Source organism: Mycobacterium sp. GA-0227b (assembly GCF_001499855.1).
Lineage (GTDB): Bacteria > Actinomycetota > Actinomycetes > Mycobacteriales > Mycobacteriaceae > Mycobacterium.
Map to the genome: position 1 here is coordinate 182,391 of NZ_LQIK01000033.1, position 23,301 is coordinate 205,691.

At 65.9% G+C, this 23,301-nt stretch carries 25 protein-coding genes; 7 read left to right on the plus strand and 18 right to left on the minus strand.

Going from position 1 to position 23,301, the window contains the following annotated elements; genetic code table 11:
- Positions 1–42: 42 nt before the first annotated feature.
- Together AU185_RS22875 and AU185_RS22880 are read left to right on the plus strand one after the other, a co-directional pair.
- Positions 43–807 carry an SDR family NAD(P)-dependent oxidoreductase gene (locus AU185_RS22875; RefSeq protein WP_059102022.1) on the plus strand — a complete coding sequence of 255 codons (765 nt, stop codon included), beginning with the start codon at positions 43–45 and terminating at the stop codon, positions 805–807.
- Positions 804–1,556: an SDR family NAD(P)-dependent oxidoreductase gene (locus AU185_RS22880; protein WP_059102023.1), complete on the plus strand. Its 753-nt coding sequence runs from the start codon at positions 804–806 to the stop codon at positions 1,554–1,556. Before AU185_RS22875 ends, AU185_RS22880 begins: the two co-directional genes overlap by 4 nt.
- A gap of 81 nt (positions 1,557–1,637) precedes the next feature.
- Here the strand turns inward: AU185_RS22880 and AU185_RS22885 are convergent, their stop codons facing one another.
- From AU185_RS22885 to AU185_RS22900, 4 genes are read right to left on the minus strand one after another with little or no spacing between them, the layout of a single operon-like run.
- The gene (locus AU185_RS22885) at positions 1,638–2,405 is read right to left on the minus strand and encodes an enoyl-CoA hydratase/isomerase family protein (RefSeq protein ID WP_059102024.1); all 768 of its coding nucleotides are present in this window, start codon (positions 2,403–2,405) and stop codon (positions 1,638–1,640) included.
- 1 nt (position 2,406) lies between these two features.
- Positions 2,407–3,495: an acyl-CoA dehydrogenase family protein gene (locus tag AU185_RS22890; RefSeq protein ID WP_059102025.1), complete on the minus strand. Its 1,089-nt coding sequence runs from the start codon at positions 3,493–3,495 to the stop codon at positions 2,407–2,409.
- Positions 3,482–4,294 carry an acyl-CoA dehydrogenase family protein gene (locus AU185_RS22895; protein ID WP_059102026.1) on the minus strand — a complete coding sequence of 271 codons (813 nt, stop codon included), beginning with the start codon at positions 4,292–4,294 and terminating at the stop codon, positions 3,482–3,484. The genes AU185_RS22890 and AU185_RS22895 overlap by 14 nt, the downstream gene beginning before the upstream one ends.
- Positions 4,279–5,676, minus strand: a complete 1,398-nt coding sequence (locus tag AU185_RS22900) for a class I adenylate-forming enzyme family protein (RefSeq protein WP_059102027.1) — start codon at positions 5,674–5,676, stop codon at positions 4,279–4,281. Before AU185_RS22900 ends, AU185_RS22895 begins: the two co-directional genes overlap by 16 nt.
- A 111-nt stretch (positions 5,677–5,787) precedes the next feature.
- Between AU185_RS22900 and AU185_RS22905 the strand changes: the two genes are divergently transcribed.
- On the plus strand, positions 5,788–6,102 hold the full coding sequence (locus AU185_RS22905) for a 2Fe-2S iron-sulfur cluster-binding protein (RefSeq protein ID WP_059102028.1): 315 nt from the start codon (positions 5,788–5,790) through the stop codon (positions 6,100–6,102).
- Between the two features lie 89 nt (positions 6,103–6,191).
- Here the strand turns inward: AU185_RS22905 and AU185_RS22910 are convergent, their stop codons facing one another.
- From AU185_RS22910 to AU185_RS22925, 4 genes are read right to left on the minus strand one after another with little or no spacing between them, the layout of a single operon-like run.
- On the minus strand, positions 6,192–7,253 hold the full coding sequence (locus AU185_RS22910) for a CaiB/BaiF CoA transferase family protein (RefSeq protein WP_059102029.1): 1,062 nt from the start codon (positions 7,251–7,253) through the stop codon (positions 6,192–6,194).
- A complete protein-coding gene (locus tag AU185_RS22915) occupies positions 7,250–8,206 on the minus strand; it encodes an LLM class F420-dependent oxidoreductase (RefSeq protein WP_059102030.1) in 957 nt (318 codons plus the stop codon). The genes AU185_RS22910 and AU185_RS22915 overlap by 4 nt, the downstream gene beginning before the upstream one ends.
- A 51-nt stretch (positions 8,207–8,257) precedes the next feature.
- A complete protein-coding gene (locus AU185_RS22920; RefSeq protein WP_059102031.1) occupies positions 8,258–8,680 on the minus strand; it encodes a cobalamin B12-binding domain-containing protein in 423 nt (140 codons plus the stop codon).
- Positions 8,680–10,257 (minus strand): methylmalonyl-CoA mutase family protein, encoded by a 1,578-nt coding sequence (locus AU185_RS22925; protein WP_059102032.1) that lies wholly within the window; start codon positions 10,255–10,257, stop codon positions 8,680–8,682. Before AU185_RS22925 ends, AU185_RS22920 begins: the two co-directional genes overlap by 1 nt.
- A 212-nt stretch (positions 10,258–10,469) precedes the next feature.
- Here AU185_RS22925 and AU185_RS22930 point away from each other — a divergent pair, with 212 nt between their 5' ends.
- Genes AU185_RS22930 through AU185_RS22945 form a run of 4 tightly spaced genes read left to right on the plus strand, consistent with a single transcriptional unit; the run spans position 10,470 to position 14,568 of the window.
- Complete coding sequence (locus AU185_RS22930; protein WP_059102033.1) at positions 10,470–11,294, plus strand: SDR family oxidoreductase; 825 nt, start codon at positions 10,470–10,472, stop codon at positions 11,292–11,294.
- Positions 11,291–12,793 (plus strand): class I adenylate-forming enzyme family protein, encoded by a 1,503-nt coding sequence (locus AU185_RS22935; RefSeq protein WP_059102034.1) that lies wholly within the window; start codon positions 11,291–11,293, stop codon positions 12,791–12,793. Before AU185_RS22930 ends, AU185_RS22935 begins: the two co-directional genes overlap by 4 nt.
- Before the next feature lie 13 nt (positions 12,794–12,806).
- Positions 12,807–13,109: a hypothetical protein gene (locus AU185_RS22940; RefSeq protein WP_059102035.1), complete on the plus strand. Its 303-nt coding sequence runs from the start codon at positions 12,807–12,809 to the stop codon at positions 13,107–13,109.
- Positions 13,110–13,122: 13 nt separating this feature from the next.
- Positions 13,123–14,568, plus strand: coding sequence for an adenylate/guanylate cyclase domain-containing protein (locus AU185_RS22945; RefSeq protein WP_059102036.1), 1,446 nt, complete (start codon positions 13,123–13,125; stop codon positions 14,566–14,568).
- A gap of 51 nt (positions 14,569–14,619) precedes the next feature.
- Here the strand turns inward: AU185_RS22945 and AU185_RS22950 are convergent, their stop codons facing one another.
- From AU185_RS22950 to AU185_RS22990, 10 genes are read right to left on the minus strand one after another with little or no spacing between them, the layout of a single operon-like run.
- Positions 14,620–15,846, minus strand: coding sequence for a cytochrome P450 (locus AU185_RS22950; RefSeq protein WP_059102037.1), 1,227 nt, complete (start codon positions 15,844–15,846; stop codon positions 14,620–14,622).
- A 19-nt stretch (positions 15,847–15,865) separates the two neighbouring features.
- Positions 15,866–16,282: a VOC family protein gene (locus AU185_RS22955; RefSeq protein WP_059102038.1), complete on the minus strand. Its 417-nt coding sequence runs from the start codon at positions 16,280–16,282 to the stop codon at positions 15,866–15,868.
- Positions 16,279–17,334: an NAD(P)H-dependent amine dehydrogenase family protein gene (locus AU185_RS22960; protein ID WP_059102039.1), complete on the minus strand. Its 1,056-nt coding sequence runs from the start codon at positions 17,332–17,334 to the stop codon at positions 16,279–16,281. Before AU185_RS22960 ends, AU185_RS22955 begins: the two co-directional genes overlap by 4 nt.
- Before the next feature lie 13 nt (positions 17,335–17,347).
- A complete protein-coding gene (locus AU185_RS22965; protein ID WP_059102040.1) occupies positions 17,348–18,397 on the minus strand; it encodes an NAD(P)H-dependent amine dehydrogenase family protein in 1,050 nt (349 codons plus the stop codon).
- The gene (locus AU185_RS22970) at positions 18,394–19,611 is read right to left on the minus strand and encodes a cytochrome P450 (RefSeq protein WP_059102041.1); all 1,218 of its coding nucleotides are present in this window, start codon (positions 19,609–19,611) and stop codon (positions 18,394–18,396) included. The genes AU185_RS22965 and AU185_RS22970 overlap by 4 nt, the downstream gene beginning before the upstream one ends.
- Positions 19,608–20,048, minus strand: a complete 441-nt coding sequence (locus tag AU185_RS22975; RefSeq protein WP_059102042.1) for a hypothetical protein — start codon at positions 20,046–20,048, stop codon at positions 19,608–19,610. The genes AU185_RS22970 and AU185_RS22975 overlap by 4 nt, the downstream gene beginning before the upstream one ends.
- Before the next feature lie 21 nt (positions 20,049–20,069).
- Positions 20,070–20,792: a hypothetical protein gene (locus AU185_RS22980; RefSeq protein WP_082684042.1), complete on the minus strand. Its 723-nt coding sequence runs from the start codon at positions 20,790–20,792 to the stop codon at positions 20,070–20,072.
- Complete coding sequence (locus tag AU185_RS25735) at positions 20,789–20,917, minus strand: hypothetical protein (RefSeq protein WP_286131870.1); 129 nt, start codon at positions 20,915–20,917, stop codon at positions 20,789–20,791. The genes AU185_RS22980 and AU185_RS25735 overlap by 4 nt, the downstream gene beginning before the upstream one ends.
- 14 nt (positions 20,918–20,931) lie before the next feature.
- The gene (locus tag AU185_RS22985; protein WP_059102044.1) at positions 20,932–21,723 is read right to left on the minus strand and encodes a CbbQ/NirQ/NorQ/GpvN family protein; all 792 of its coding nucleotides are present in this window, start codon (positions 21,721–21,723) and stop codon (positions 20,932–20,934) included.
- Entirely contained in the window at positions 21,720–23,249 is a 1,530-nt protein-coding gene (locus AU185_RS22990) for a nitric oxide reductase activation protein NorD (RefSeq protein ID WP_059102045.1), read from the minus strand. The genes AU185_RS22985 and AU185_RS22990 overlap by 4 nt, the downstream gene beginning before the upstream one ends.
- Positions 23,250–23,301: the final 52 nt, after the last annotated feature.

A 23,301-nucleotide genomic window follows, 5' to 3' on the forward strand; every position in this document is an offset into this window, starting at 1 on the left:
TTCTCTCAGGCTGAGAGTGCCAGTTGCAAGAAGGGGAACCATATGCAAATCGCAGGTAGCTCGGCGATCGTCGTTGGCGGCGCCGGCGGCCTCGGCGAGGCGACGGTCCGGCGCCTGCACGGTGCGGGGGCCAAGGTCGTCGTCGCGGACATGGCCGACGACAAGGGCAAGAAGCTCGAGAGCGAACTCGGTGTGCGCTACGTCCGCACCGACGCGACGTCCGAGGATTCGGTCAACGCGGCGATCGCCGAGGCCGCGTCGTTGGCGCCCGTGCGGATTTCGGTGGACACCCACGGCGGCCCGGCGAGCGGGGGCCGGCTCATCGGCAAGGACGGTTCACCGCTGGACCTCGACGGCTTCAAGACGACCATCGAGTTCTACCTGACCGCGGTGTTCAACGTGATGAGGCTGTCGGCCGCGGAGATCGCGAAGACCGAGCCGCTCGACGAGGGCGCCCGCGGCGTCATCATCAACACCGCTTCGATCGCCGGCGTGGAGGGCCAGATCGGCCAGCTCCCCTATTCGGCCGCCAAGGGTGGCGTGCTCGGTATGACGCTCGTCGCCGCACGCGATCTGTCCCCGCTCGGCATCCGCGTGGTCACCATCGCGCCGGGCACCATCAACACCCCGGCCTACGGCAAGGCGGCCGACCAGCTCGAGCAGTACTGGGGCCCGCAGGTGCCGTTCCCCAAGCGGATGGGCCGGTCGACGGAATACGCGCAACTGGCGCAGAGCATCGTCGAGAACGACTACCTCAACGGCGAGATCATCCGCCTGGACGGGGCGCTGCGGTTCCCACCGAAATGACTTCGGCGGGTTCGCTCGACGGCCGCGTCGCGTTCGTCGCCGGGGCCAGCCGCGGCATCGGCGCAACGGTCGCGGCGGCACTGGCGCGTGAGGGGGCGGCGGTGGCGGTCGCCGCCCGTTCCGAACACGAGGGCAAGGTTCCGGGCACCATTCATTCCGTCGCCGACCGGATCGGGTCCGCGGGTGGACGCGCATTGACGGTACCGTGCGACGTCACCAGCGAGGAGTCCGTCGAAACCGCGGTCGCTGTAACGGTTTCGGAGTTCGGAGGCATCGATGTCCTGGTCGCCAACGCGGGCGTGCTGTGGCTGGGTCCCATCGAGTCGACGCCGCTCAAGCGTTGGCAGTTGTGCCTCAACGTCAACCTGACCGGCGTGTTCCTCGTGACCAAGGCAGTCATCCCCCATGTGCGCGCCCGGGGTGGCGGGTCGCTGATCGTGATCACCACGACGGGTGTCGAGATGATCGACCACGGTTCGAACGCCTACTGGGTGTCGAAGGCGGCAGTCGAGCGGATGTATCTCGGCCTGGCGTCTGATCTCCGGGCCGACAACATCGCCGTGAACTGTTTGAGCCCGTCGCGAGTCGTGCTCACCGAGGGTTGGCAGACCGGCGGCGCAGGCATGGAGATCCCGCCGGAGATGGTCGAACCACCCGAGGCGATGGCGAACGCCGCAGTGCGCTTGGCCCAGCAGAACGGCACCGGCGTCACCGGCACCATCCAACGCAGCGAATCGCTGACGTTCTGATCCCCGCGAGCGACCGCATAATGCACGCAGACAGCGGCGTGTCGGCGTACGGACACGGTCACTCGCGGTGGCTGGTGAGGGCTACTTCTTCTTGGCGTTCAGGCGCGTGACGATCTCGCGGAAGTCGTCTGTCTCGAAGGACTGGTGCTCAGCCGTGTTGGCGTAGTCCAGCACCGCCAGCACAGAACGCTCGAGGTGAATGTTCAACAGCCGCTTGGTGCTTTCGACGGCTTGGCGCGGCAACTCCATGATCTTCTTCGCGCAGGCGATCGCTTCACTGAGCGGGTCTTCCACGACGTGATTGGCCAAGCCCAGCTCGGCGGCGCGCTGCGCCGAGATCCGGGTTCCGGTGAGCGCGAACTCCTTGGCGTGCAGCAGGCTCATCTGCAGCGGCCACACCAGCGGCCCGCCGTCGGCGGCGACCAGCCCGACCTGCACATGCGGATCGGCAAGGTAGGCATCGGGTTTGATGTAGACGATGTCGGACAGCGCGACCAGGCTGCAGCCCAGCCCGACCGCCGGACCGTTGACGGCCGCCACCACCGGGATCCGGCAGCGCGCCATTCCCAGCACGATCTCGCGGCCGTGCAGAATCGTCTTCGCGCGCAGATCGGCGTCCTGCCGCAATTCCTCCAGGTAGCCGAAGTCGCCGCCGGCCGAAAACGCCCGTCCCGCACCGGTGATCACCGCGGCGCGGGCCTCGCGATCCTCGGCCAACCGCGACCACACCCACGCTAGGCCGCAGTGCAGGTCGTCATTGACGGAGTTCAACGAGTCCGGTCGGTTCAGCGTGATGATGCGCAAGGCGCCGTCGGCCTGAACGTCGATCTCTGGTGGCAGGTCGTACAACTTAGACTCCTAATCCGAGAATGCGCGACGCGATGATGTTCTTCTGGATCTGCGAGGTGCCGCCCATGACGCTCTGCGCGCGGCTGTACATGTAAGCACCGAACAGTTCGGCATCGCTGGTGCCGACGGTCGCCAGCGCGGCGTGTCCCACGGACTGCTCAACCCACGTCATCAACAGTTTGTCCAGTGACCCCTGCGGCCCGTGCGTGATGCCGTCGAGTTGTTCGGACAGCCTCCTGCGCACATGCAGCCGCAGCATCTCGGTCTGCACCCACGCCCAGGCCAACTCCTCGGGCGTAGAGCCTTCGACACGTGAGGCCAACTGGCGCACCAGCTTTCCGTACCGGGCCGAGAAGCCGAGGGTCGAGGGTTCCCGCTCATGGCTGACGACGGTCATCGCGAGCTTCCAGCCCTCGCCAGGCGCTCCGACCATGTTCTCGGCCGGCACCCGTGCCCCGTCGAACAGGACCTGGCCGAACTCCTTGGTGACACCGCTGATCATCTTCAGCGGGCGCTGCTCGATACCGTCTTGGTGCATCGGCACGATGAACGCCGAAATGCCCTTGTGCCTCGGGACATTCTTGTCGGTGCGCGCCAGCAGCAGACACCAGTCGGCGACGTCGGAGTAACTGGTCCAGATCTTGTGGCCGTGAATGACGTACTCGTCGTCTTCGCGCACCGCGGTCGTGGTGAGCGATGCGAGGTCCGATCCCGCACCGGGTTCGGAGAAGCCCTGGCACCACCGCTCGGTGCCGTTGATCATCCCGGGCAGGAACCGCTGCCGCAGTTCCTCGCTGCCGTGGTGCGACAAACCGACCACGAGATAGCCCAGGCTGGGCCGCGCCGGGGCGCCGGCCTTGGCGATCTCCTCGTCGACGATCACGTCGTAGACGGGCGGCAGCTCCTGCCCACCATATTGTTTCGGCCACGACGTGCCGAAGAACCCGGCCTCGTAGAGCGCCTGGTGCCACGCGCCCTGGGCGGCCCAGTACTCGTCGCCCGACGTCGGGAACTTGCCCTTCTGTTCGGTCAGCCAGCCGCGCAGCCGATCACGGAACGCGGCTTCCTCCGGCGAATCACGAAAGTCCAATGGTCAGCTCCTCCAGCTTCACGGGCCACGTCTCGGAGGCGGCGAGCACCCGGCGCAGATACACGTGCGCCAGGCACTCCCACGTGTTGCCGATGCCGCCGTGCACCTGAATCGAGGTCTCACAGACGGTCAGAGCGGCTCGCGCACAGTAGATCTTGGCCACCCGCGCCGCCTCGATCGCTTCGGCCGCCGGCAGTTCATCCACCGCCCAGGCGGCGTGCCGCGACACACTCACCGCGCCCTCGATCAGCGCCAAGCTCTCGGCCAGCAGATGCGCGACGGCCTGATACGACCCGATCGTCGCGCCGTACTGCTCGCGCACTTTGGCGTAGTCGACCGCAAGTGCGTGCGCGCCACGAGCCGACCCGACGAGGTCAGCGCATGTGGCCGTCAGCGCCAACGCACGCCACCGCTGCGCATCCTCTTCCGAAAGGTCACCGAGCTCAGCCGGCGACTCCACAACTCCGGCAAGGCTGTTGGTCAGGTCGACCGACTCGGACTGCGCGCCGGGCGCGACGTCACGCCCACAGCGCGCCCGAAGGTCATCGGCGAGCACCGGCCCGATGAACGGCACGTCGACCAGACCGCGGGCGAACTCCTCGGCCACGATCGCCACCTCCACACCCGAGGCGCCATCGGAACGCAGCGTGTGAAACCCCGTGGCGTCAACCGCCTTTTCGAGCCTGGCGACACGGCTCGCGTCGTCGAGGTCGGCGACCGAGCCCGGGCCCAGGTCGTCGGCCAAACTGGCTGCGGCCTCCCGCAACTGCTGTTGTTCACTCGTCAGACGGACGTCCACAGACGCTCCTTCAACACTCGACGCAAAACCTTCCCCGATGGCAGCCGCGGTATCTCGGGCACGACGACCACCCGGCTCGGTCGCTTGTACGACGCCAACCGCTCGCCCACGAACGTCACCAGCTCACCCGGCTCCACGGCGGTGTTCGTCTTCACCGCGGCGACAACCGCCTCACCGTTGACCGTATCGGACACTCCGAATACCGCGCAGTCGTCGACCGCCGGATGCCCGTGCAGCACCGCTTCGATCTCCGCGGGCGCGACTTGAAAGCCACGCACCTTGATCATCTCCTTCGACCGGTCGGTGATTCGCAGCCAGCCGTCGTCGTCGAGGAACCCGACATCGCCTGTGCGATACCACCCGTCGTCGAATGCGTCTGGTGTCGCCGACTCCGGCAGGTAACCCACCATCACCGATTCCGAACGCACCTGGATCTCGCCCACCTCGCCCGCACCCAGGACCGCTCCGCTGTCCAGTGACACGACCCGCACGAGCACGCCGGGAACGGACCGGCCCACCGTGTCCAGATGCCTGCCGTCGATGTCGTTGCACGAGATGACCGGAAGTTCGCTCGCACCATACGCCGTCGCCCACATCACGCCGGTTCTGCGGGTGACCGTCTCGGCGACGCTTTCGGCGACGGGAGTCGCGCACCACATGATGTACCGCAGCGATGACAGGTCATAGGACTCGAGATCCGGATGGCTGGCGAGCGCCAGAGCAATTGGGGCCACTGCCATCTCGATCGTGATCCCGTCCCGCTCGATATGTCGCAGCATCAGCTCGATGTCGAACCGCCGATGCAACCGGATCCATGTGCCCGTCTCGAGCGCCATCACGATGTTGAGCAGTCCCAGGATGTGCGACGGCGGCATCATGATCTGCATGCGGTCCGACGAGGACAGCTGCAGCGCGTCTCGCCAGTGCCGCACCGCGACGGCGAACGAAGCGTGCGTGTGACGCACGGCCTTCGGCATACCCGTGGTACCGGAACTGAATACGAACAGGGCGTCGGCGTCCGGCGGCGGTGGGTCGAACTCCCGTCGAGCCGGGTCGATCGGCTCGTCCAGCGAAAGCATCGGCATGAGCTCGGCGAGCACACCCTGGTCCCCCACGGCATGCGCCGGCCGGGTGAGCGCAAGTGCGTGCTCTGCCTCGGCGCGCTTCCAGGCGGGACTCAGCAGGACGGCGGATGCCCCCAGTTGCCAGACCGCGCGCAGCGCGACGACGAATTCGGGACGATTGGACGACATCAATGCGACCCGGTCCCCGGCCCGCACACCGCGGCGTTGCAGATTGTCGGCCATGCCGCGGGTCAGCGCATCGAGTTGGGACAGCGTGTACTCACGCTGCTCGAAGGCGAGCGCGATCGCCTCACTCACACCCTGTCCTCACTAGCGTCTCCGGCGTGCACGACTGTGTTGAGAATAGCGTATCATTTAACGAGAATGGTATTCTCGTCCAGCTAGAATCGACATGCCAGGAGAGGTTTGATGACGGCGGATCCGATGCCTGACCATCCCGCGCAGAGCGGCGGACAGGTGACGATCGTGCTCGACCGCAAGAAGGTGTCGGTGGCGCGGGTCGCCAACGAGACGCTTCTCGAGAGCGCCCGACGTGCCGGGTTGTCACCGCCGTTCTCCTGCGAAGCCGGCAACTGCGGCACCTGCATGGGCAAGCTCATCGAGGGTCGAGCGACCATGCGGGTCAACGACGCTCTCGAAGACGATGAGGTGGAGGAGGGATACATCCTCACCTGCCAGGCGGTTCCGGAAACCGACACGATCAGCGTCACTTACGACGACTAGCTCGCTTCGCACAGGCCCGATCACAATGTCACTCTGAGAGCGTCGCCGTGCATATATAGCCGCGACGGTGCTCTCAGCGCGACATTGCGTCAGCAACGACAAGCCGGACCGGGCGCGCCGTGCTCGTCGACGCGTGGCGCGGGCCGGTATTCCGGTTGATAGCCGGCGATCTGGATGGGACTGCGCACCAAACGGAATTCGCCGGCGGTGACGATCACCTCCGGTGTCTGCTCCAACGCCTCCGGCAGCGTGCGCACCGCGGCGACGGGGATCCCGAGCGGCCGGAGCCGCGACTCCCAGCCCGCGGCCGTGTCGGCGGCCAACGCGGTCGCGACCACGGCGAGCACCTCGTCGCGTTTGGCGGCCCTTTCCGCCATCGTCTCGAAGCCGTCAATGCCCGCTTCGGCCGAGAACGCCCGCCAGAAGGCGTCATGGGTGATGAACAGCGCCAGATAGCCCTCCGCTGTTGCGAACAGCTGCGCCGGAACGTAGTACGAGTGCGCCCCATATGGATAGCGCAGCGGCGCCGCACCATCGTTGAGGTAGGCCGAGGCTCGATAGTTCAACTGCGAGAGCATCACGTCGCGCAGAGACACGTCGACCTGACCACCGCGGCCGGACACGATCTGGGCCAGCAGTCCGAGTGCCGCGGCAAGGCCGGTGGAGTTGTCGGCAGACGAATACCCCGGCAAGGTCGGCGGCCCGTCCGGATGTCCCGTCATCGCGGCGACGCCGGTCGCGGCCTGGATCACGTAGTCGAACGCGGGGTCGTCGCCGCCCTCCAGCCCGAAGCCGGTCATCGCCACACAGACGATGCGTTCGTTGAACTGTCGAAGCGATTCGTATGTCAGGCCCAGCTTCTTGATTGCCGACGGCTTCATGTTCACCAGCAGCGCATGGGATTCCGCGACGAGCTCGGCCAGGTGCCCACGACCGTCATCCGAGCGCAGATCGAGCACCACACTCTTCTTGTTTCGGTTAAGACTGGCGAAGTAGCTGTCGCCGACCTGACGCGAGATCTCGCCGCCGGGCGGTTCGATCTTGATGACCTCCGCCCCCAGGTCGGCCAGCAGCATGGTCGCGTACGGGCCGGCCAGCATGACGCCGACCTCGATGATCCGGATGCCCGCCAGCGGACCCGAGTCGGTCACCGTACCGCCTTGGCAAGTTCGGCGATCACCTCGCGCGTGCGGTATTTCGACGCGATCAGTTCGTCACGGTTCTCGCCGATCGGCAACAGCCGAACCGACAAGTCGGTGACTCCGGCGTCGGCGAAATTCTGGAATCGCCGCAGAATCTGTTCACTGTCGCCGGCCGCACACAGATCGCCGACATCGCGCGCATCCCCGCGATCGAGTAGGCGCTGATAGTTCGGCGACGTCTCGGCCTCGGCGAGGATGCGATTCGCCCGCTCCTTCGCCGTCTCGATCTCCGAGTTCGCGCACAGGCACACCGGAATTCCCGCGACGATGCGCGGCGCGGGCCGACCGGCTTCCGCGGCGGCCTTGTTGATCTTGGGCGCGATGTGATCACCGATCGCCTTCTCGTCAGCCATCCACAGCACCGTGCCGTCGGCGCGCTCCCCGGCGATCTGCAGCATGACCGGACCCAGCGCGGCCACCAGGACCGGCAGCGGGCTCTGCGCGCCCAGCACCGTCGGATTGTGCACCGAAAAGGTGTCGTTCTCGACATCGACATCGCCGGGTCCTGCGAGCGCGGTGTTGAGCACCTCGAGGTAGTCGCGGGTGTACGCGGCCGGCTTCTCATAGGGGATGCCGAGCATGTCCCGAACGATCCAATGGTGCGACGGGCCGACCCCGAGCGCGAGCCGTCCACCGGCCATCGCGTGCACCGACAGAGCCTGCCGCGCGAGCGCGATCGGGTGCTGCGCCTGCAGCGGGACCACCGCGGTGCCCAGCTCGATCTTCGACGTGTGCGCCGCCATCAGCGCTACCATCGTCAGGCAGTCGAAGTCGTTGGGCACCTGCGGCATCCATGCCGTGTCCATGCCTGCGGATTCGGCCCATTGGATATCGGAGACCAGCTTGTTGACCTTGCGGGCCATGTCGCCGCGCTCGGCCCCGATCATCACGCCAAGCCGCATGTCAGCTCTTCCTCCGAGAGTTCAGCGCCGAACGCACATTCGGCCGGCAAGTCACTGTTCGCTCACCGTCAATTTGCGCACCTCGTCGACCAGCGTGTCGAGCGGTGTGCCGGTCGGGAACACCGCCGCGGCTCCGGCGTCCAGCAGCTTCTGAACATCGCTCTGCGGAATCGTGCCGCCCACGACGACCGCGATATCGCCGGCGTCGGCCGAGCGCAGGGCTTCCACGGTGCGCGTGGTGAGCGCCACGTGTGCGCCCGATAGGATCGAAAGGCCCACCAGCGCAACATCTTCCTGCAACGCGATCGAGACGATGTCCTCGATGCGTTGCCGGATACCCGTGTAGATCACTTCGAACCCGGCGTCGCGCAGCGTGCGTGCGACGATCTTGGCGCCGCGGTCATGACCGTCGAGGCCGGGTTTGGCGACCAACACGCGGGCCGGACGGGTCTGGGCGGGAGCGGAGTCGGCCATCAGAACACCACCGGCTGCTGGAATTCGCCCCAGACGGCTTTGAGCGTCGAAACCATCTCGCCCACAGTGCAGTACGTGTTGGCGCAGTCGATGAGCTTGTGCATCAGGTTGTCGTCACCCTCGGCGGCGCGAGCCAGGGCCGCCAACGACTCCTTGACCGCCGCGGCATCGCGCTCGGCCTTGACCTTGGACAGCCGCTTGAGCTGCATATCGCGGCCCTCGGCGTCGAGTTCGTATGTCGCGATCTCCGGCGGTGGTTCTTCGGAGACGAACTTGTTGACTCCGATAACGGGCCTGATACCCGATTCCACGTCCTGGTGGATCTTGAAGGCCTCGTCGGCGATCAGGCCCTGCAGGTAGCCGTCCTCGATGGCTGCGACCATCCCGCCGTGCCGCTCCAAGTCGTGCATGATCTCGATGATCTTCTCTTCGGTCGCGTCGGTGAGCGCCTCGACGAAGTACGAGCCGCCGAGCGGGTCGGCAACCTTGGTCACGCCGGTCTCGTAAGCGAGGATCTGCTGGGTCCGCAGCGCCAGCGTCGCAGACTCCTCGCTCGGCAGTGCGAACGGTTCGTCCCACGCCGCGGTGAACATCGACTGCACGCCGCCGAGCACCGCGGCCATCGCCTCGTAGGCGACCCTGACGAGGTTGTTCTGGGCCTGCGGCGCGTACAGCGATGCGCCGCCCGCCACACAGCCGAACCGGAACATCGACGCCTTGTCGGTGGTGGCGCCGTAGCGTTCCCGCACGATCGTCGCCCACCGGCGGCGCCCAGCCCGGTACTTGGCGATCTCCTCGAAGAAGTCGCCGTGGGTGTAGAAGAAGAAGGAGATCTGCGGGGCGAACTGATCGATGGTCATGCGGCCGCGCTCGACGACGGTGTCGCAATAAGTGACGCCGTCGGCCAGGGTGAACGCCATCTCCTGAACGGCATTCGCGCCGGCATCGCGGAAGTGCGCACCGGCGACGGAGATCGCGTTGAACCTGGGCACCTCGGCCGCGCAGAACTCGATCGTGTCGGCGATCAGCCGCAGCGACGGTTCCGGCGGCCAGATCCAGGTACCGCGTGAGGCGTACTCCTTGAGGATGTCGTTCTGGATGGTGCCGGTCAGCTTCGCTCGCGGCACCCCCTTCTTCTCTGCCGCGGCGACATAGAACGCCAGCAGGATCGCGGCGGTGCCGTTGATGGTGAAGCTGGTGCTGATCTTGTCCAGCGGGATGCCGTCGAACAGGATCTCGGCGTCGGCGAGCGTGTCGACCGCGACGCCGACGCGACCGACCTCCTCGCCGTACTCGGGGTCATCGGAGTCGTAGCCGCACTGCGTGGGCAGGTCCAATGCCACCGACAATCCGGTCCCGCCCTGGTCGAGCAGGTAGCGGTAGCGGCGGTTCGATTCCTCGGCTGTCCCGAATCCCGAATACTGACGAAACGTCCAAGTCTTACCGCGGTACCCGGACGCGAAGTTGCCGCGGGTGAACGGATAGGTGCCCGGCGGTGGCGGTTCGGTCGCCCGTTCTGACGGCCCGTAGACCGGCTCGAGCGGGATCCCCGACGGGGTCTGTACTGGCTCGCTCATCACTGGATAACGTACTTGCAAAAAATGAGAATGCCAATACCGCTCGCCGCAAACGCGCACGGAGGAAGCGGTGCACTCCCGGGTCGAGAGCACGCGAAGACGCGGTACACAGCGATTATGGCACTTGCGTAAAATGAGAACGTCAATACCGCTGTCTTGAGGTTGTCAGCTAGCATCGTGGGACGACGCAGGTCGCCTGGCTAAGGAGGTCCATGTCCGCCTTCACTGACCGCACGCTGGTCGTCTCCGGCGGTAGCCGCGGCATAGGTCTGGCGATCGCGCTCGCCGCGGCCGCACGCGGCGCCAACGTCGTGCTGCTGGCCAAGACGGCCGAACCACATCCGAAGCTGCCCGGCACCGTGCACACCGCCGTCGCGGAGGTCGAGGCCGCCGGCGGCAAGGGCGTGGCGGTGGTGGGCGACGTGCGCAAGGAAGAAGACGTGCAGCGCGCGGTCGACGCGGCCGTCGAGCACTTCGGCGGCGTGGACATCGTGGTCAACAACGCCAGCGCCATCGCCACCGAACCGACCGAGCAGTTGGCGGCCAAGAAGTTCGACCTGATGATGGACATCAACGTACGCGGTACGTTCCTGCTCACCAAGGCCGCGCTGCCCTACCTACGCAAGAGCCCCGACGCGCACGTCATCACGCTGGCGCCGCCGCTGAACATGAACCCGCACTGGCTGGGCGCGCACCCGTCCTACACGCTGTCCAAGTACGGGATGACCCTGCTTTCGCTGGGATGGGCGCAGGAGTACGCGGATGCGGGCATCGGATTCAGCTGCCTGTGGCCGCAGACCTACATCGCCACCGCCGCGGTCGCCAATGCGCCCAACTTCCAGGAGATGATCGACAGGTCCCGCGATCCGCAGATCATGGGCGATGCGGCGGCGGTGATCCTGTCCCGCCCCGCGGCCGAGGTCAACGGCAAATGCTTCATCGACTCCGAACTGCTGAGGCAATCCGGCGTGACGGACCTGTCTCGCTACGGCGGTGGCGACGACCCCATCCTTGATATCTTCGTCGACAAGTCATGAGCATCTCGCTGCTGCTCGAGATGGCCTCCTCGAGCAATCCGGACCGGACCGCCGTGGTGTCCGGCGAAATGCGGCTGACCACAGGAGAATTGAGCGCGCTCGCGGACGGCGGGGCGGGCGTCATCGCCGCTTCGGGCGCGTCCCACGTCGCCTACGTGGGAACCGGCGGCGCCATGCTGCCGCTGCTGTTGTTCGCCGCGGCCAGGGCCGGCGTGCCGGTCACCCCGTTGAACTACCGGCTCAGTGCCGACGGACTGCGTGAGCTGATCGACCGCCTGCCGGCCCCGCTGATCGTGGCCGACTCCGAGTACTGCGACCTCGTCGCCGGAACGGGCAAGGAGGTGATCGGGTCCGAGGAATTCGTGGCGGCTGCCCGCACTGCCGAACCGGTAGCCGAGTTCGCCGACCCCGAGGATGTCGGCGTGGTCCTGTTCACCTCCGGCACCACGTCACGGCCCAAAGCCGTTGAGCTGACCCACAACAACCTGACCAGTTACATCACCGGCACCGTGGAGTTCGACTCCGCGGCCCCCGAGGACGCCGCGCTGATCTGCGTACCGCCGTACCACATCGCCGGCGTCGGTGCCGCGTTGTCCAACCTCTACGCGGGCCGGAAGATGGTGTACCTGCGCCAGTTCGACCCGCACGAGTGGGTGCGCCTGGTGCGGGCAGAGGGTGTCACGACGGCCACCGTGGTGCCGACCATGTTGGACCGCATCGTCACGGTTCTCGAGACGGAGTCCGTCGACTTGCCCACGCTGCGCAATCTCGCCTATGGCGGATCCAAGGTGGCGTTGCCTCTGGTGCGCAAGGCGCTCGAACTGCTTCCCGACGTCGGTTTCGTCAACGCGTACGGCCTCACCGAAACCAGTTCGACCATTGCGGTGCTCGGCCCCGACGACCACCGCGCGGCGCTGGCCTCATCCGACGATGCGGTGCTGCGAAGGCTCGGTTCGGTGGGCCAGCCCGTGCCCGGGATCGAGGTGCAGATCCGCAACGCCGACGGCGCGGTACTCGGCCCCGGCGAAACGGGTGAACTGTTCGTCCGCGGCGACCAGGTTTCCGGCCGCTACGCCGAGATCGGCTCGGTGCTCGATGCCGACGGGTGGTTCCCCACCAAGGACATCGCGATGCTCGACGAGGCCGGCTATCTCTTCATCGGCGGCCGTTCCGACGACACGATCATCCGCGGGGGCGAGAACATCGCGCCGGCCGAGATCGAGGATGTGCTCGTCGAGCATCCCGCGGTACGCGATTGCGCCGTGGTGGGGCCGGAGGATCCGCAGTGGGGCCAGATCATCGTCGCGGTGGTGGTTCCCGCCGACAATCCGGACGGCCCGGCCACCCCGGACGCCGACGAGTTGCGCGAGCACGTCCGACGCCAGCTGCGCGGATCGCGGACCCCCGACCGAGTGGTCTTCCGCGACGAGTTGCCGACCAACGCGACCGGCAAGGTGCTCCGTCGAGAACTGATCGCCGAGTTGACAGCCACCAACTAACAAGGAGCTCAACATGTTCAAGAACGGCACACGACTTCAGAGCCAGGTGTGTGACACCCAGGTGATCGTGGTGCGCAGCGCCGAGAGTCTCGACGATCTGCGCGCCGGCGGTGCACCGATGGTGCCGATCGACGCGCAGAAGGCAGCCGACCTCACGATCGATCCAGACTTCGCCGACGGTAACGCGATGGGCAAGCGCTACGTCGACGACAACGGCGCAGAAGTCCTCGTGACCAAGGCCGGTGCGGGCACGTTGAGCATCGGAAACACTCCCCTGTCGCTCAAAGAAGCCAAGCCGCTACCCGCCAGCGACTGATACTTTCAGCGATGTGAGGCAACGGGGCCTGCTCGTTCGATACGCAGCGGGCTTGGCGTTCGCCTATGTCCTGACGGTCGGTGAAGTCATCGCGATCGTCATGTCGATGACCGGCTGGGCGGGGATGACCGCTGAAACCGTCCTCGTGTCGGCGTCATTGATCGTTGTCGGTACCGCGATCGTGACCGTCGGCGGTGTGCTGATCATCCGGCCCTCGTTGCAATGGCTCGGGTCCCGCGAGCCCACCGACGCCGAACGGCAGGAAACGCTCAAAATCCTTCGCCGCCAGGCGGCGCTGACGGTCGCACCGTGGTTGCTCACGGGGGCGGTGCTGATCTTCTGGGATCTCGACGCGGGAGTCGAGGCTCAGGCTGTCATCGGCTCGGCCATGCTCTTCGGCACGATCGCGACGGTGTCCACCGGGTTCCTGTTCACATTGCGACCGCTGCGACCGGTCTTGGCCGGCGTCACAACCGATTTCACCCGGCTCACCGCGCCCGGAGTGCGTGCCCGGCTGTTGCTCATGTGGACCACGTGTACCGCGCTGCCGGGACTGGCGATCGCGGTGCTGCTCATCATGCGTGCACGCGGTTGGATCATCGACAGGGCCGCCCCGATCGAGTTGGCCCTTCTCGTGCTGGCGCTCGTCGCCGTGGTCCTCGGCTTGCGGGCCATGATCCTGGTGTCGATGTCGATCTCCGACCCCGTCCACGAGGTCATCGACGGCATGGCGAAGGTCGAACGCGGACAGATCGACGCCCGAGTCGAGGTGTACGAGTGGTCGGAGATCGGGCTCCTGCAGAGGGGTTTCAACAGCATGGTCTCCGGCCTGCGCGAACGCGACCGCCTCCGTGACCTTTTCGGCCGCCACGTCGGAGAAGAGGTGGTGCGCCGCGCGGTCGAGGAGAACGAGTCGCTCTCGGGTGACGAACGCGATGTCGCGGTCCTGTTCATCGATCTGGTCGGGTCGACGCGACTGGCCGCATCACACGAACCTCACGAGGTCGCCGAACTGCTCAACGACTTCTTTCGCATCGTCGTGGCCGCCGTGGACGACAAACACGGTCTGGTCAACAAGTTCCAAGGTGACGCGGCGCTCGCCGTGTTCGGCGCGCCGCTGCGCAGCGACGATCCCGCGACCGCGGCGCTGGCGACCGCCCGGATGCTCGTCACGGAGTTGCGACGCCTGCGCCTCGACTTCGGCATCGGGGTCTCGGCCGGCCCGGTGTTCGCCGGCAACATCGGCGCGGAGAACCGATACGAGTACACCGTCGTCGGAGACGCGGTCAACGAGGCGGCCCGGTTGGCCGACCGGGCCAAGGAATTCGACGTACGGGTGCTGTGCTCAGGTGCCGCGCTCGAGCGCGCCGACGACGCCGAGCGCCGCTGCTGGACCGCGCGGGGCTCGGAAACCCTGAGGGGACGATCCACGCCGACGGAGATCTGGGCCCCTCGCTGAGTGGCGGCTGCGCGACGTTGTGTAGTACCGCTGGGTCAATCCTGTACGCCATCAGCCGAACTCGATCGGCAGGCGGGTCGGTCCACTCATCCCGAGCAGCGGACGCCACGGCGCCGGACCGGTGACTCGCGGGTTCGGCATTCGCACCGCAAGGATCTTCAGCGCCTCGGCCAGTTCGCGCCGGGCGAGGTTGGCGCCGAGGCAGTAGTGGGCACCGCCACCGAAGGTGAGAATGGGCGGCGGATCACCACGGGTGATGTCGAAGCGGGTCGGCTCGTCGTAGATCGCCGGATCGCGGTTGGCCGCAAAGGTGTTGACGAGGATGAAGGTGCCTGCCGGGATCGTGTACTCGCCGATGCTGGCATCCTCGGTCGCGCTGCGAAGCGTGCTGCACATCGACGGCGAATGCCGCATCGTCTCCTCGACGGCGTTCATCGCGAGTTCGGGTCGGTCCCTCAGCAGCACCAACTGCTCCGGGTGATCGCACAGCACCTGCATGGAAGCACCCAATTGGGTTCGGGTGGTGTCGGTTCCGGCCAGCAGGATGCTGAAGGCGAGCATGCGTACCTCGGCCGCGTCGAGCCGGTCTCCGTCATGCTCGGCGCGGATCAGCTCGGAGAGCAGGTCGTGCGTCAACTCGGTGCGCCGGTGGGCGATCATGTCGTCGATGTACTCGTCGAATGCGTCCCAGGCCCGCAAGACGGCCGGTTCCTCGGCGGCGAGGTCGATGTCGAAGCTGACGACCTTGAAGATGTCTTCAGCCCACTTGGAGAACAACTTCCAGTCCTCCGACGGCGCGCCGAGCAACGCGCAGATGACCGGAATCGGGTAAGGGCGGGCGACCGCTTCCACGAATTCACACCGGCCGTCAGCCTCGACGGCGTCGATGAGGTCGTTGATGACGGCGTGGATGGTGACGTCCATGCGAGCGGTCGCGCGGGGAGTGAAGGCTCTGGAAACGAGGCTGCGCAGTCGCCGGTGCTCGGCACCCTCCATGCACAGGATGCTGCGCGTCACCCGGTCCCACAGCTCCCCCGATGTCACCCCGTGCGCGGTGAGATGGATGCCCGGTGGAATGCCGAATCGTGGATCCCCCAAGATCGCCCTGGCCAGGTCGTAGGACAGCACTTCCGGTCCGATCGGGCCCAGCGCGATCGGCGCCACGTCCTGGGCGGCGCGGAACTGCGGGTAGATGTCCTGCGGTGTGGCGGTGATGTCGTAGGCCAGCGTCGGCAGATCGGCTTCGAAGACACTGGGTTTGGTGGTTTCGATGCTCATATAGCCGCCGGTTTGGTCATCAGACGTTGGTGGACAAAAAGGTCAGCGGCATGCCGAACACGGACAGATCGACCTCGTCGAGGTATGAGCCCTCGCCCGAGAAGCTCTGCCGGAAGCGCGTCGTCGATCCATACCGCTCGGTCAGGGACTCGGCCGCCGACGCCTCGGGCACCCGCAGCACGACCGTGTAGACGCCGTCGCCGTTGCGATCGAGAAAGTCGGTCACCGATCTGGCCACCTCAGCGGTCGAGCCGGGAATGGGACTGATCAACTCCAGCCCTCCGTTCCAGTCCAGATGCACGGACACACCGAGATCGGTGAGATCGGTGCCGTCGAATCGGAAGCCGAGTTCGGTGAACATCTGCGCGACCGTCGCCTGGTGTTCTCTAGCAACCGCGAGAACGACGTGGTGCAGCCGCGAGCGTTCCTCGGTCATTTGCGTACCAGTCCGCGGGGTTGTACGAGACCGAGGTCGAGATGGGTGATCCAACCGGGCGCGGCGTCACAGACCGCGGGGATCGCGTTGATCGCACCCATCGCGGTCCAGTTGTAGCCCGGGTGCGCCATGGTGCCGTCGGGCCGGTCGACGCCCTGGAGCGTCATCTCCGTCGGCGGGTCGCCGTCGATCACGATTCGGTACCGGGTCTTGCCCCAATCCCACGGCGGATCGAGCTTGTCCGCGGGCGCCGTCGTGTAGATCGCGTGGAAAACGATGAGTGGCCGGCCCTCGACCATCGCCGTCCATTCGTGATGCTGTGCGGCCACCGTTCCGCGTGGTATCGCGCCGAGTTCGTGTGGAATGTCCTCGGTGGCGGTGGCGGCCGCCAGGTCGGCGGTGACTTCGTCGATGTGTACGCCGAGTCCGTCGGCGATCATGTGCATCGATTGGGCGAAGAACGGGACGCCGAGGCCCAGAATGGTCGGTTCGGTGAGGAAGGCGTCGCGCTCCTTTCCGAAGCCCATCCAGTCGATGTGGTCGAGCGGTGCGTCGGTGAGGACGTTGACGACTTCATACACCGAGATCTTGTCGACTCTGCTGACGATCCGGGCCAGCGTGAGTGGAAGGATGTCGCCGGCGTAGCCGGGATGGATTCCGCCCGCGTGGAACGACGATCCTCCGTCCCGGCACGCGGTGCGGATCTTGTCGCCGTCCGCGGCGAAATCCGGTGAGGGGTAGAAGAAGCCGCTTGTGGTGACGACGTTCTTCCCCGATCGCAACAGTCGGCACACGGTTTCGGTGTCCATGATCACCGGTGTGTAGAACAGGCAGTCGGCATCCATGGCGATGATGGCTTCGATGTCGTCGGTGGCGGGCAGCCCGATCGGGGCGATACCCGCGATCTCGCCCGCGTCCTTACCCACTTTCTCCGGCGTGTGGACCAGAACTCCGATCAGGTCGAAAACTGGGCTGTCGGCGAAGTGCCGGACGCCGACCTGGCCGACATCGCCCGTCATCCACTGGATCACCCGGTAGGTGCGATCGGGCATCGTATGCCCTCCTTCACTGTGCGAGCACGCCGCGCGGCAGCAACAGCGGCAGATCGTTGTATGTCGCGATGCCGGGATCGGCGGCGACGACGGCCGGGATCGCGGTGATCGCCGGCATGGCGGTGATGGTGAGGCCGAGCATGACGAAGTCGTCGAGGGTTTCGGCATGAAAGTCCGAAGGCGGTTCGAAACTCAACGTGCTCTTGATCGTCGGCCTGCCTTCGACGGTGACGGTGTAACCGAACGTCGTCGGCCACGCCGGTTGCAGCGACTGTCCTTTCGTCCACACGCCACGGACCTCGATGATGTCCCGACCGCCGAGGTAGCCCTTCCACCGGACGTCGATGCCTGCGACGCAGCCGGCCGCTATCGTCCAGTCGCCGGGAAGTTCGAGATCGTCGGTGGTCTGGGCATATTCGACCTCGCACCGGACGTCGTCGAGTACGGCGCCGAGCGCATCGGCGACCAACAACACGGCCTCGCGGAAGATGCCCGATCCGTTCGCGGTGATCGCCGGCAGGTCCGGGTCGTCGACGAGACGGCCGAATCCCATGGGAATTTCGGTGGCGGGCGAGTTGTAGATGGTGGTGTCGAAGGACTCCAGGATCGAGATCCGGTCGACGCGATCGGAGAGGCCGGCCGTCACCACGGCGAACAGTTGGATGAATCCGGGGTTGATGCCGCTGCCGAAGATCGTGGCACCACCACGGTTACAGGCCTCCGTGATGCGGTCACGGCCCTCTCCCAGTTGGTGGCCGGTGATGAACTCCGACGTGGTCACCACGTTGACGCCCGCGGCGAGGATGCGCTCCACCTCGTCGACGTCGGCGAACATCGGGTTGTACACCACGCAGTCCGGTTTCAACGCCAACAGCGCATCGACGTCGTCGGTCGCCGTCACTCCCAGCGGCTCGATGCCGCACAGGGTGCCGACGTCCTTGCCGACCTTGTCCGGCGACCAGGCGTAACATCCGACGAGCTCCAGATCGGTGTTTGCGGTGATCGCATGCACAGACTTCTTGCCGACGTTGCCCGTCGTCCACTGCACGACGCGATATGTCACGAGTGGCGCTCCTTCGGGCTGAATACCACTGGAATGGCGCGGTATCCGCGGGTGACGGAGTTGCCGTGGAAAACCGGATCGGCGTCGGGCGCCAGACGGTAGTCGGGCATCCTCGACAGCACCTGCTCGAGGGCGACCGTGAACTCCAGCCGAGCGAGATTCGAACCCAGGCAGCGGTGTACGCCTGCGCCGAATCCGAGGTGCCGGTTCGCTTGTCGATCGAGGACGCAGCGGTCGGGATCGGGGAACTGCTGCGGGTCGCGGTTGGCCGAAGCGTAGTTGACGATCACCGATTCGCCCGGACAGAAGGTATGGCCGCTGATCTCGACATCTTTGACGACGGTGCGAGGGATCCCGTGGATCGACCCTGCGTACCGGATGAACTCCTCGACGGCTCTCGGCAGAAGCTCCGGTTCTTCGATGAGCCGGCCACGGTCATCGGGATGCGTTGCGAGGTAGTGCAGCGCGAACGACATCGCGCTCGAGGTGGTCTCGAGACCGGCCTGCACCAGCAGCATCGCGTTGGCGACTGCGTCTTGGAACGGCAACTTCTCGCCGTCGATCTCAGCCGAAAGAAGGACGTCGATCATGTCGTCCCGCTGCGGCTGTGCGGCGCGTGCGGTCATCGCACGGTGAAGATGCTGATACAGCTCGGCGTTGGCGGCCATGCGGGCTTCCTCGGTGTCGCCACTGAGCGCAGTGTCGGTCAGCGCGACGCACAGCGGAACATCGTCGACCGGCATTCCGAAGACGTACTTGAAGAAGACGGTTCCGGGCTGTCGCCACGCGACCTCGGCGAGGTCACCGACGCCGTCTTCGATGAACGCGTCGATCAAGTGGTCGGTCTCGGCTCGGATCTGCGGTCGCAGCGCCTTCATCCGCGCCGGCGAGAAGTAGGGATTGAGAACCTTGCGGAACTTTTGTTGCCGCGGAGGATCCATGACGACGAGAAGTTCGCCGAGGATTTGTTCGGCGTCCTCCGGTACTGGATTGCTCGAGAAGTGTTGCCAGTCCTGCAATATGCGGTAGCACTCGTCGTACCTGGTCGCCACCCATGCGCCGCCGGGGGTGGCGGACAGGAACGGTGAGTCGGTGTGGGCGAACGGTGCGTTGCGCCGCATCACCGAGTAGACGTCGTACAGGAAGTCGTTGTCGCCGAAGTCCTCGTGGCGAAGGTCCCAGTTTCGTGCGTGCTCCTCGATCGGCTTGGTCACGGAGCCGGTGCGCCTTGATGTTGTTCCGTTGCCTCCCTCGCCTCTCTTTCCTCGTGGATGCGGACCAGCTCGCGGAAGCCGATTCTGTTGTACTTCGGCACCGGTTGAATTCCCCATTCGTCTTGCGCGGTGTCCTTTCCTTCGGCGCCCTCAGGTGGGCCCAGTGGCGGGTACGGGACCTTGCACTCCAAGGTGTCGTCGGAGTAGCGGACTTTGAGCAGTTCGCTGCAGATCTCGGTGAGGCTCAGTGTCGGGTAGCCGTAATACACCGCCATGAACGGCAGCGTGAACGCCCCCTCGATCACCAGCGCGACCAGACACACCAGCACCGCCCGCTTGATGTAGCGATGCATCCGCGCGTAGTACGGCGTGGTGCCCGGTGGCAGATCGTCTCTCTGCTCCTCGGTGGTTTCTGAGGTCGGTGAAGAGGATGTCATGGCTCGGCTCCTTGAACCTGTTCAGTCGGAGAAGATTTCGCGGTTGACCGTGTGGAGATACGGAATGGCCAAGAATGGCGTGATGTAGAAGATGTCGTAGAGCCACCAGCCGATGACCGGGAAGACGACCCCGGCGTAGCGCACGTCGGCGTACATCGTCATGTTGAACACATACAGGCACCAGATGAGCACCCCCATCCAGCAGGTGACGATCATCCATTGATGACCCCAGCGCTTCATCTGTAGGAAGCCGATCGCCGCTGCGCACCGCATCGCGAACACGGTGAGGATCATCCCGAACACCATGGACTTCTCGCCGGGCCCGGCCGCACCCCCGACCCACAACTCGTTGTAGTGCCAGAAGTAACCGGCGTCGAACATTGCGCCCCAGCCGACCATCAGTACGCGGTTGATCAACGTGTGGTTGGCGACGAGGTCGAGTGCCCAGCCCAGGCTGTTGAGCATCCCGTCGATCAGCACCAGATATCCGATCAGCGTGACGATCATCGGCCGCATCGACAGACCGGCGCGGGCGGCGTGCCGTTGCAGCCACACCCCGCGCATGAAGATCGGGAAGCCGATCAAACCGGGCGCCCACATTCCCATCAGGGCGGCGCCGACGATCATCCATTTGTCCGCCCGGCGTTGCGCGAGACGCGACTCTTCGTGGTGCTCCTCGAGGCCGACCGATCCGTCGAGCGAGACCGGCGCCTTGGAACGACGGCTCAACAGCGGCGGATTCACAATTCCCACCATCCGCGGGCGAATGACATGTAGAGCTGGATCCCGAACATCGCGAGCAAGTAGCCGTAGATCACGATCTGCAGGATGATGAGCGCTCTCTTGCGCTTTCGCTCTTTCTGATCCATGGGCGGACTCCTTCCTAACCGGAGGTGTTCGGCGCATCGGTGGCCAGGCTGGCCACGGCGACTTCACGCAATCCGTCGGTGATGGCACCGTCAGTGGACAGTGGTGCGAGGATGCAGGCCTCGGCCGCCTCCAATTCGGTTGCGCCCGCGACGATCAGTTGACCCGCGGTGACGAGCACGCGGGTGGATGGCGGTTCGAAGTGGAACGCCTCGTCGGCGGTGCGGATCGCGGCGGCGCATTGCACGAGCCGGGTCGCGGTCGCGGAGTCGACACCGGTCTCGGCGACGATCACCTGGGCCTCGCGGTCGGCAGGCAGATACCTCATGGGTAACGTGACGAAGCGTTGGCGGAACGACGGTTTGAGTTCTTTCAGCGAGCTGCGGTAGGCGGGATTGTACGAGCAGACCAGCATGAAGGTGTCCGGCGCCCGGACCACCTCACCGGCCCGGTCGAGAAACAGGGCGCGGCGGTGGTCGGTCAGCGAGTGCAGGATCGCCAGCGAGTCGTGGCGCGCCTCCACCACCTCGTCGAGATAGCAGATGGCACCGGCCTTCACCGCCCGGGTCAGCGGCCCGTCAGTCCACACGACGTCGCCGCCCGTGACCATGAACCGGCCGACCAGATCCGAACTCGTCAGGTCGTCGTGGCAGCTGATCGTCACGACCGGCCGTTCGAGCAGGACGCCCATGTGCTCGACGAGGCGGGTTTTGCCGCAGCCCGTCGGCCCGGTGAGCATCACGGGCAGGCGCTGCTGATACGCCTGCTCGAACAGCCGGACCTCGTTGGCGTTCGCGTAGTAATTCATGCGGCCACCAGTTCCCGATGAACATGGGCAAGCACTCGGGGAAGCTCCTCTACTCGTCGGATGCGTTGTGAGCGACGGGGTCCGAAGACCTCCGGTAGCGGATCGACGCGGGTCGGCCCGACGCCGACGTAGTAGATGCTCACGCCGGCGTCATTGGCCTCCTCGACAGCGTGGGCGGCGTCGGCCCAGGCGTAGCGCCCCTCATAGCCCTCGTCGGAGATGAGGCCGTCGCCGATCACGATGAGCAGCCGACGCTCGGACGGTTGCGCCAGAAGGCGGCTGGTGAGATGGCGCAACGGCGCTCCCAGCCGGGTGTACCCGCCCGTGGACAGCCCGAGCCGGCCGGGTGGCACGAACCTCCGGTCCTCGAAGTCCTTGAGGCAACTCACCTCGACGCGGTGGCGGGTGTTCCCGGTGAACACGAAGATGCCGTGCCGCTCGCGAGCGAGCGTCATCGCACGCGATAGCGCGTCGGCGCAGGCCAATTCGAGCTTGAAGATCCGGCCGCCGTGGACACCGAGCGATGAGCTGCCGTCCAGGAGCAGCGCGGTGGTGACGTCACGGTTGCTCGGCAGAAGCTCGCGGAAAAGGCGCGGCTCGATCGCCTCACCGGTCGTCAGGTCGATGTAATGGTTGACGTATTGTTCGACGTCCAGGTCAGAGCCGTCCTCCAACCGGTTCCTCATCGCGCGATGGGTGTGCTCTTCAAACCACCTTCGTAGCTCGGCCGATGCCGATTCCGGCTCCCGGCCGCGCGACGCGTGAGCCTTTTCGAGCACCGCGACGTGGTCACGCATGAAACTCTTGGTCCACGCGTTCCACTCGGGATAGGGGATGCCGGGCCGGTGGTCGGGAGTGATGTCGAGATCGTTGTCCTGCGGTCGGCTCGGCGGAGGCAGATTGGGGTTGCGGATACCGCCGTCGCCTCCGACAGGAATGGAATAGGGCCGCGGCAGCCGCTTCTGCGTTGTGGTCCACGGCATCCTGCCGAGCGTGCGCCGCAGCTTGTCCGAGATGCCTTGCGGAGCCGTGTATGCCAGCGGAAGACGGCCCAGCAGCGGGTGGACACTAAGCGGCTGTCCGGTGCGCGCCAGGGCGATTGCCTGGTTGAGCATCGCCGTCGCGTCGAGGTCGCCGTCGAGCACGTCGATATCACCGAGCACTCGCCGGATCTCCGGCGCCAGGCCGGGCCATCGCTCATGGACCCAGCCAAGGGCGACGCGTGCCTCGACGACCGTCACCGCATGCAGTTCACGTGCCGACAGTTCGTTGAGCCGGTACTCGGCAAGGCGGTCCTTCGACGGTGAGCACTGCAGTGCGACACCACATGTGAGCGTTCTACGGGTCCAGTCACGGGCGATCGGATACGGCACATGTACGAAGTCCAGTGCCGCACTCAAGCTGAATGCGCGGTGTTCACCGGTCACGAGGCGAACGCCCTCGCGCCGTTGCCCGCTCAAGGCAACGGCAGTCACCGCGCAACTGCGCTCGACCGCCATCGCGTGCGCATCGGCAAGTTCAGCCATCGATCGTCCGGGCCGCTCAGAAGGTTCCGATGTTGGAGAACATCCAGTACCA

Coding starts and splice junctions, on each gene's coding strand:
- AU185_RS22930 (WP_059102033.1), top strand. CDS start 10,470: ATGTCCGCCTTCACTGACCGCACGCTGGTCGTCTCCGGCGGTAGCCGC.
- AU185_RS22950 (WP_059102037.1), bottom strand. CDS start 15,846: ATGAGCATCGAAACCACCAAACCCAGTGTCTTCGAAGCCGATCTGCCG.
- AU185_RS22985 (WP_059102044.1), bottom strand. CDS start 21,723: ATGAATTACTACGCGAACGCCAACGAGGTCCGGCTGTTCGAGCAGGCG.
- AU185_RS25735 (WP_286131870.1), bottom strand. CDS start 20,917: ATGGATCAGAAAGAGCGAAAGCGCAAGAGAGCGCTCATCATCCTGCAG.
- AU185_RS22955 (WP_059102038.1), bottom strand. CDS start 16,282: ATGACCGAGGAACGCTCGCGGCTGCACCACGTCGTTCTCGCGGTTGCT.
- AU185_RS22905 (WP_059102028.1), top strand. CDS start 5,788: ATGACGGCGGATCCGATGCCTGACCATCCCGCGCAGAGCGGCGGACAG.
- AU185_RS22875 (WP_059102022.1), top strand. CDS start 43: ATGCAAATCGCAGGTAGCTCGGCGATCGTCGTTGGCGGCGCCGGCGGC.
- AU185_RS22925 (WP_059102032.1), bottom strand. CDS start 10,257: ATGAGCGAGCCAGTACAGACCCCGTCGGGGATCCCGCTCGAGCCGGTC.
- AU185_RS22920 (WP_059102031.1), bottom strand. CDS start 8,680: ATGGCCGACTCCGCTCCCGCCCAGACCCGTCCGGCCCGCGTGTTGGTC.
- AU185_RS22975 (WP_059102042.1), bottom strand. CDS start 20,048: ATGACATCCTCTTCACCGACCTCAGAAACCACCGAGGAGCAGAGAGAC.
- AU185_RS22935 (WP_059102034.1), top strand. CDS start 11,291: ATGAGCATCTCGCTGCTGCTCGAGATGGCCTCCTCGAGCAATCCGGAC.
- AU185_RS22915 (WP_059102030.1), bottom strand. CDS start 8,206: ATGCGGCTTGGCGTGATGATCGGGGCCGAGCGCGGCGACATGGCCCGC.
- AU185_RS22940 (WP_059102035.1), top strand. CDS start 12,807: ATGTTCAAGAACGGCACACGACTTCAGAGCCAGGTGTGTGACACCCAG.
- AU185_RS22960 (WP_059102039.1), bottom strand. CDS start 17,334: ATGCCCGATCGCACCTACCGGGTGATCCAGTGGATGACGGGCGATGTC.
- AU185_RS22880 (WP_059102023.1), top strand. CDS start 804: ATGACTTCGGCGGGTTCGCTCGACGGCCGCGTCGCGTTCGTCGCCGGG.
- AU185_RS22990 (WP_059102045.1), bottom strand. CDS start 23,249: ATGGCTGAACTTGCCGATGCGCACGCGATGGCGGTCGAGCGCAGTTGC.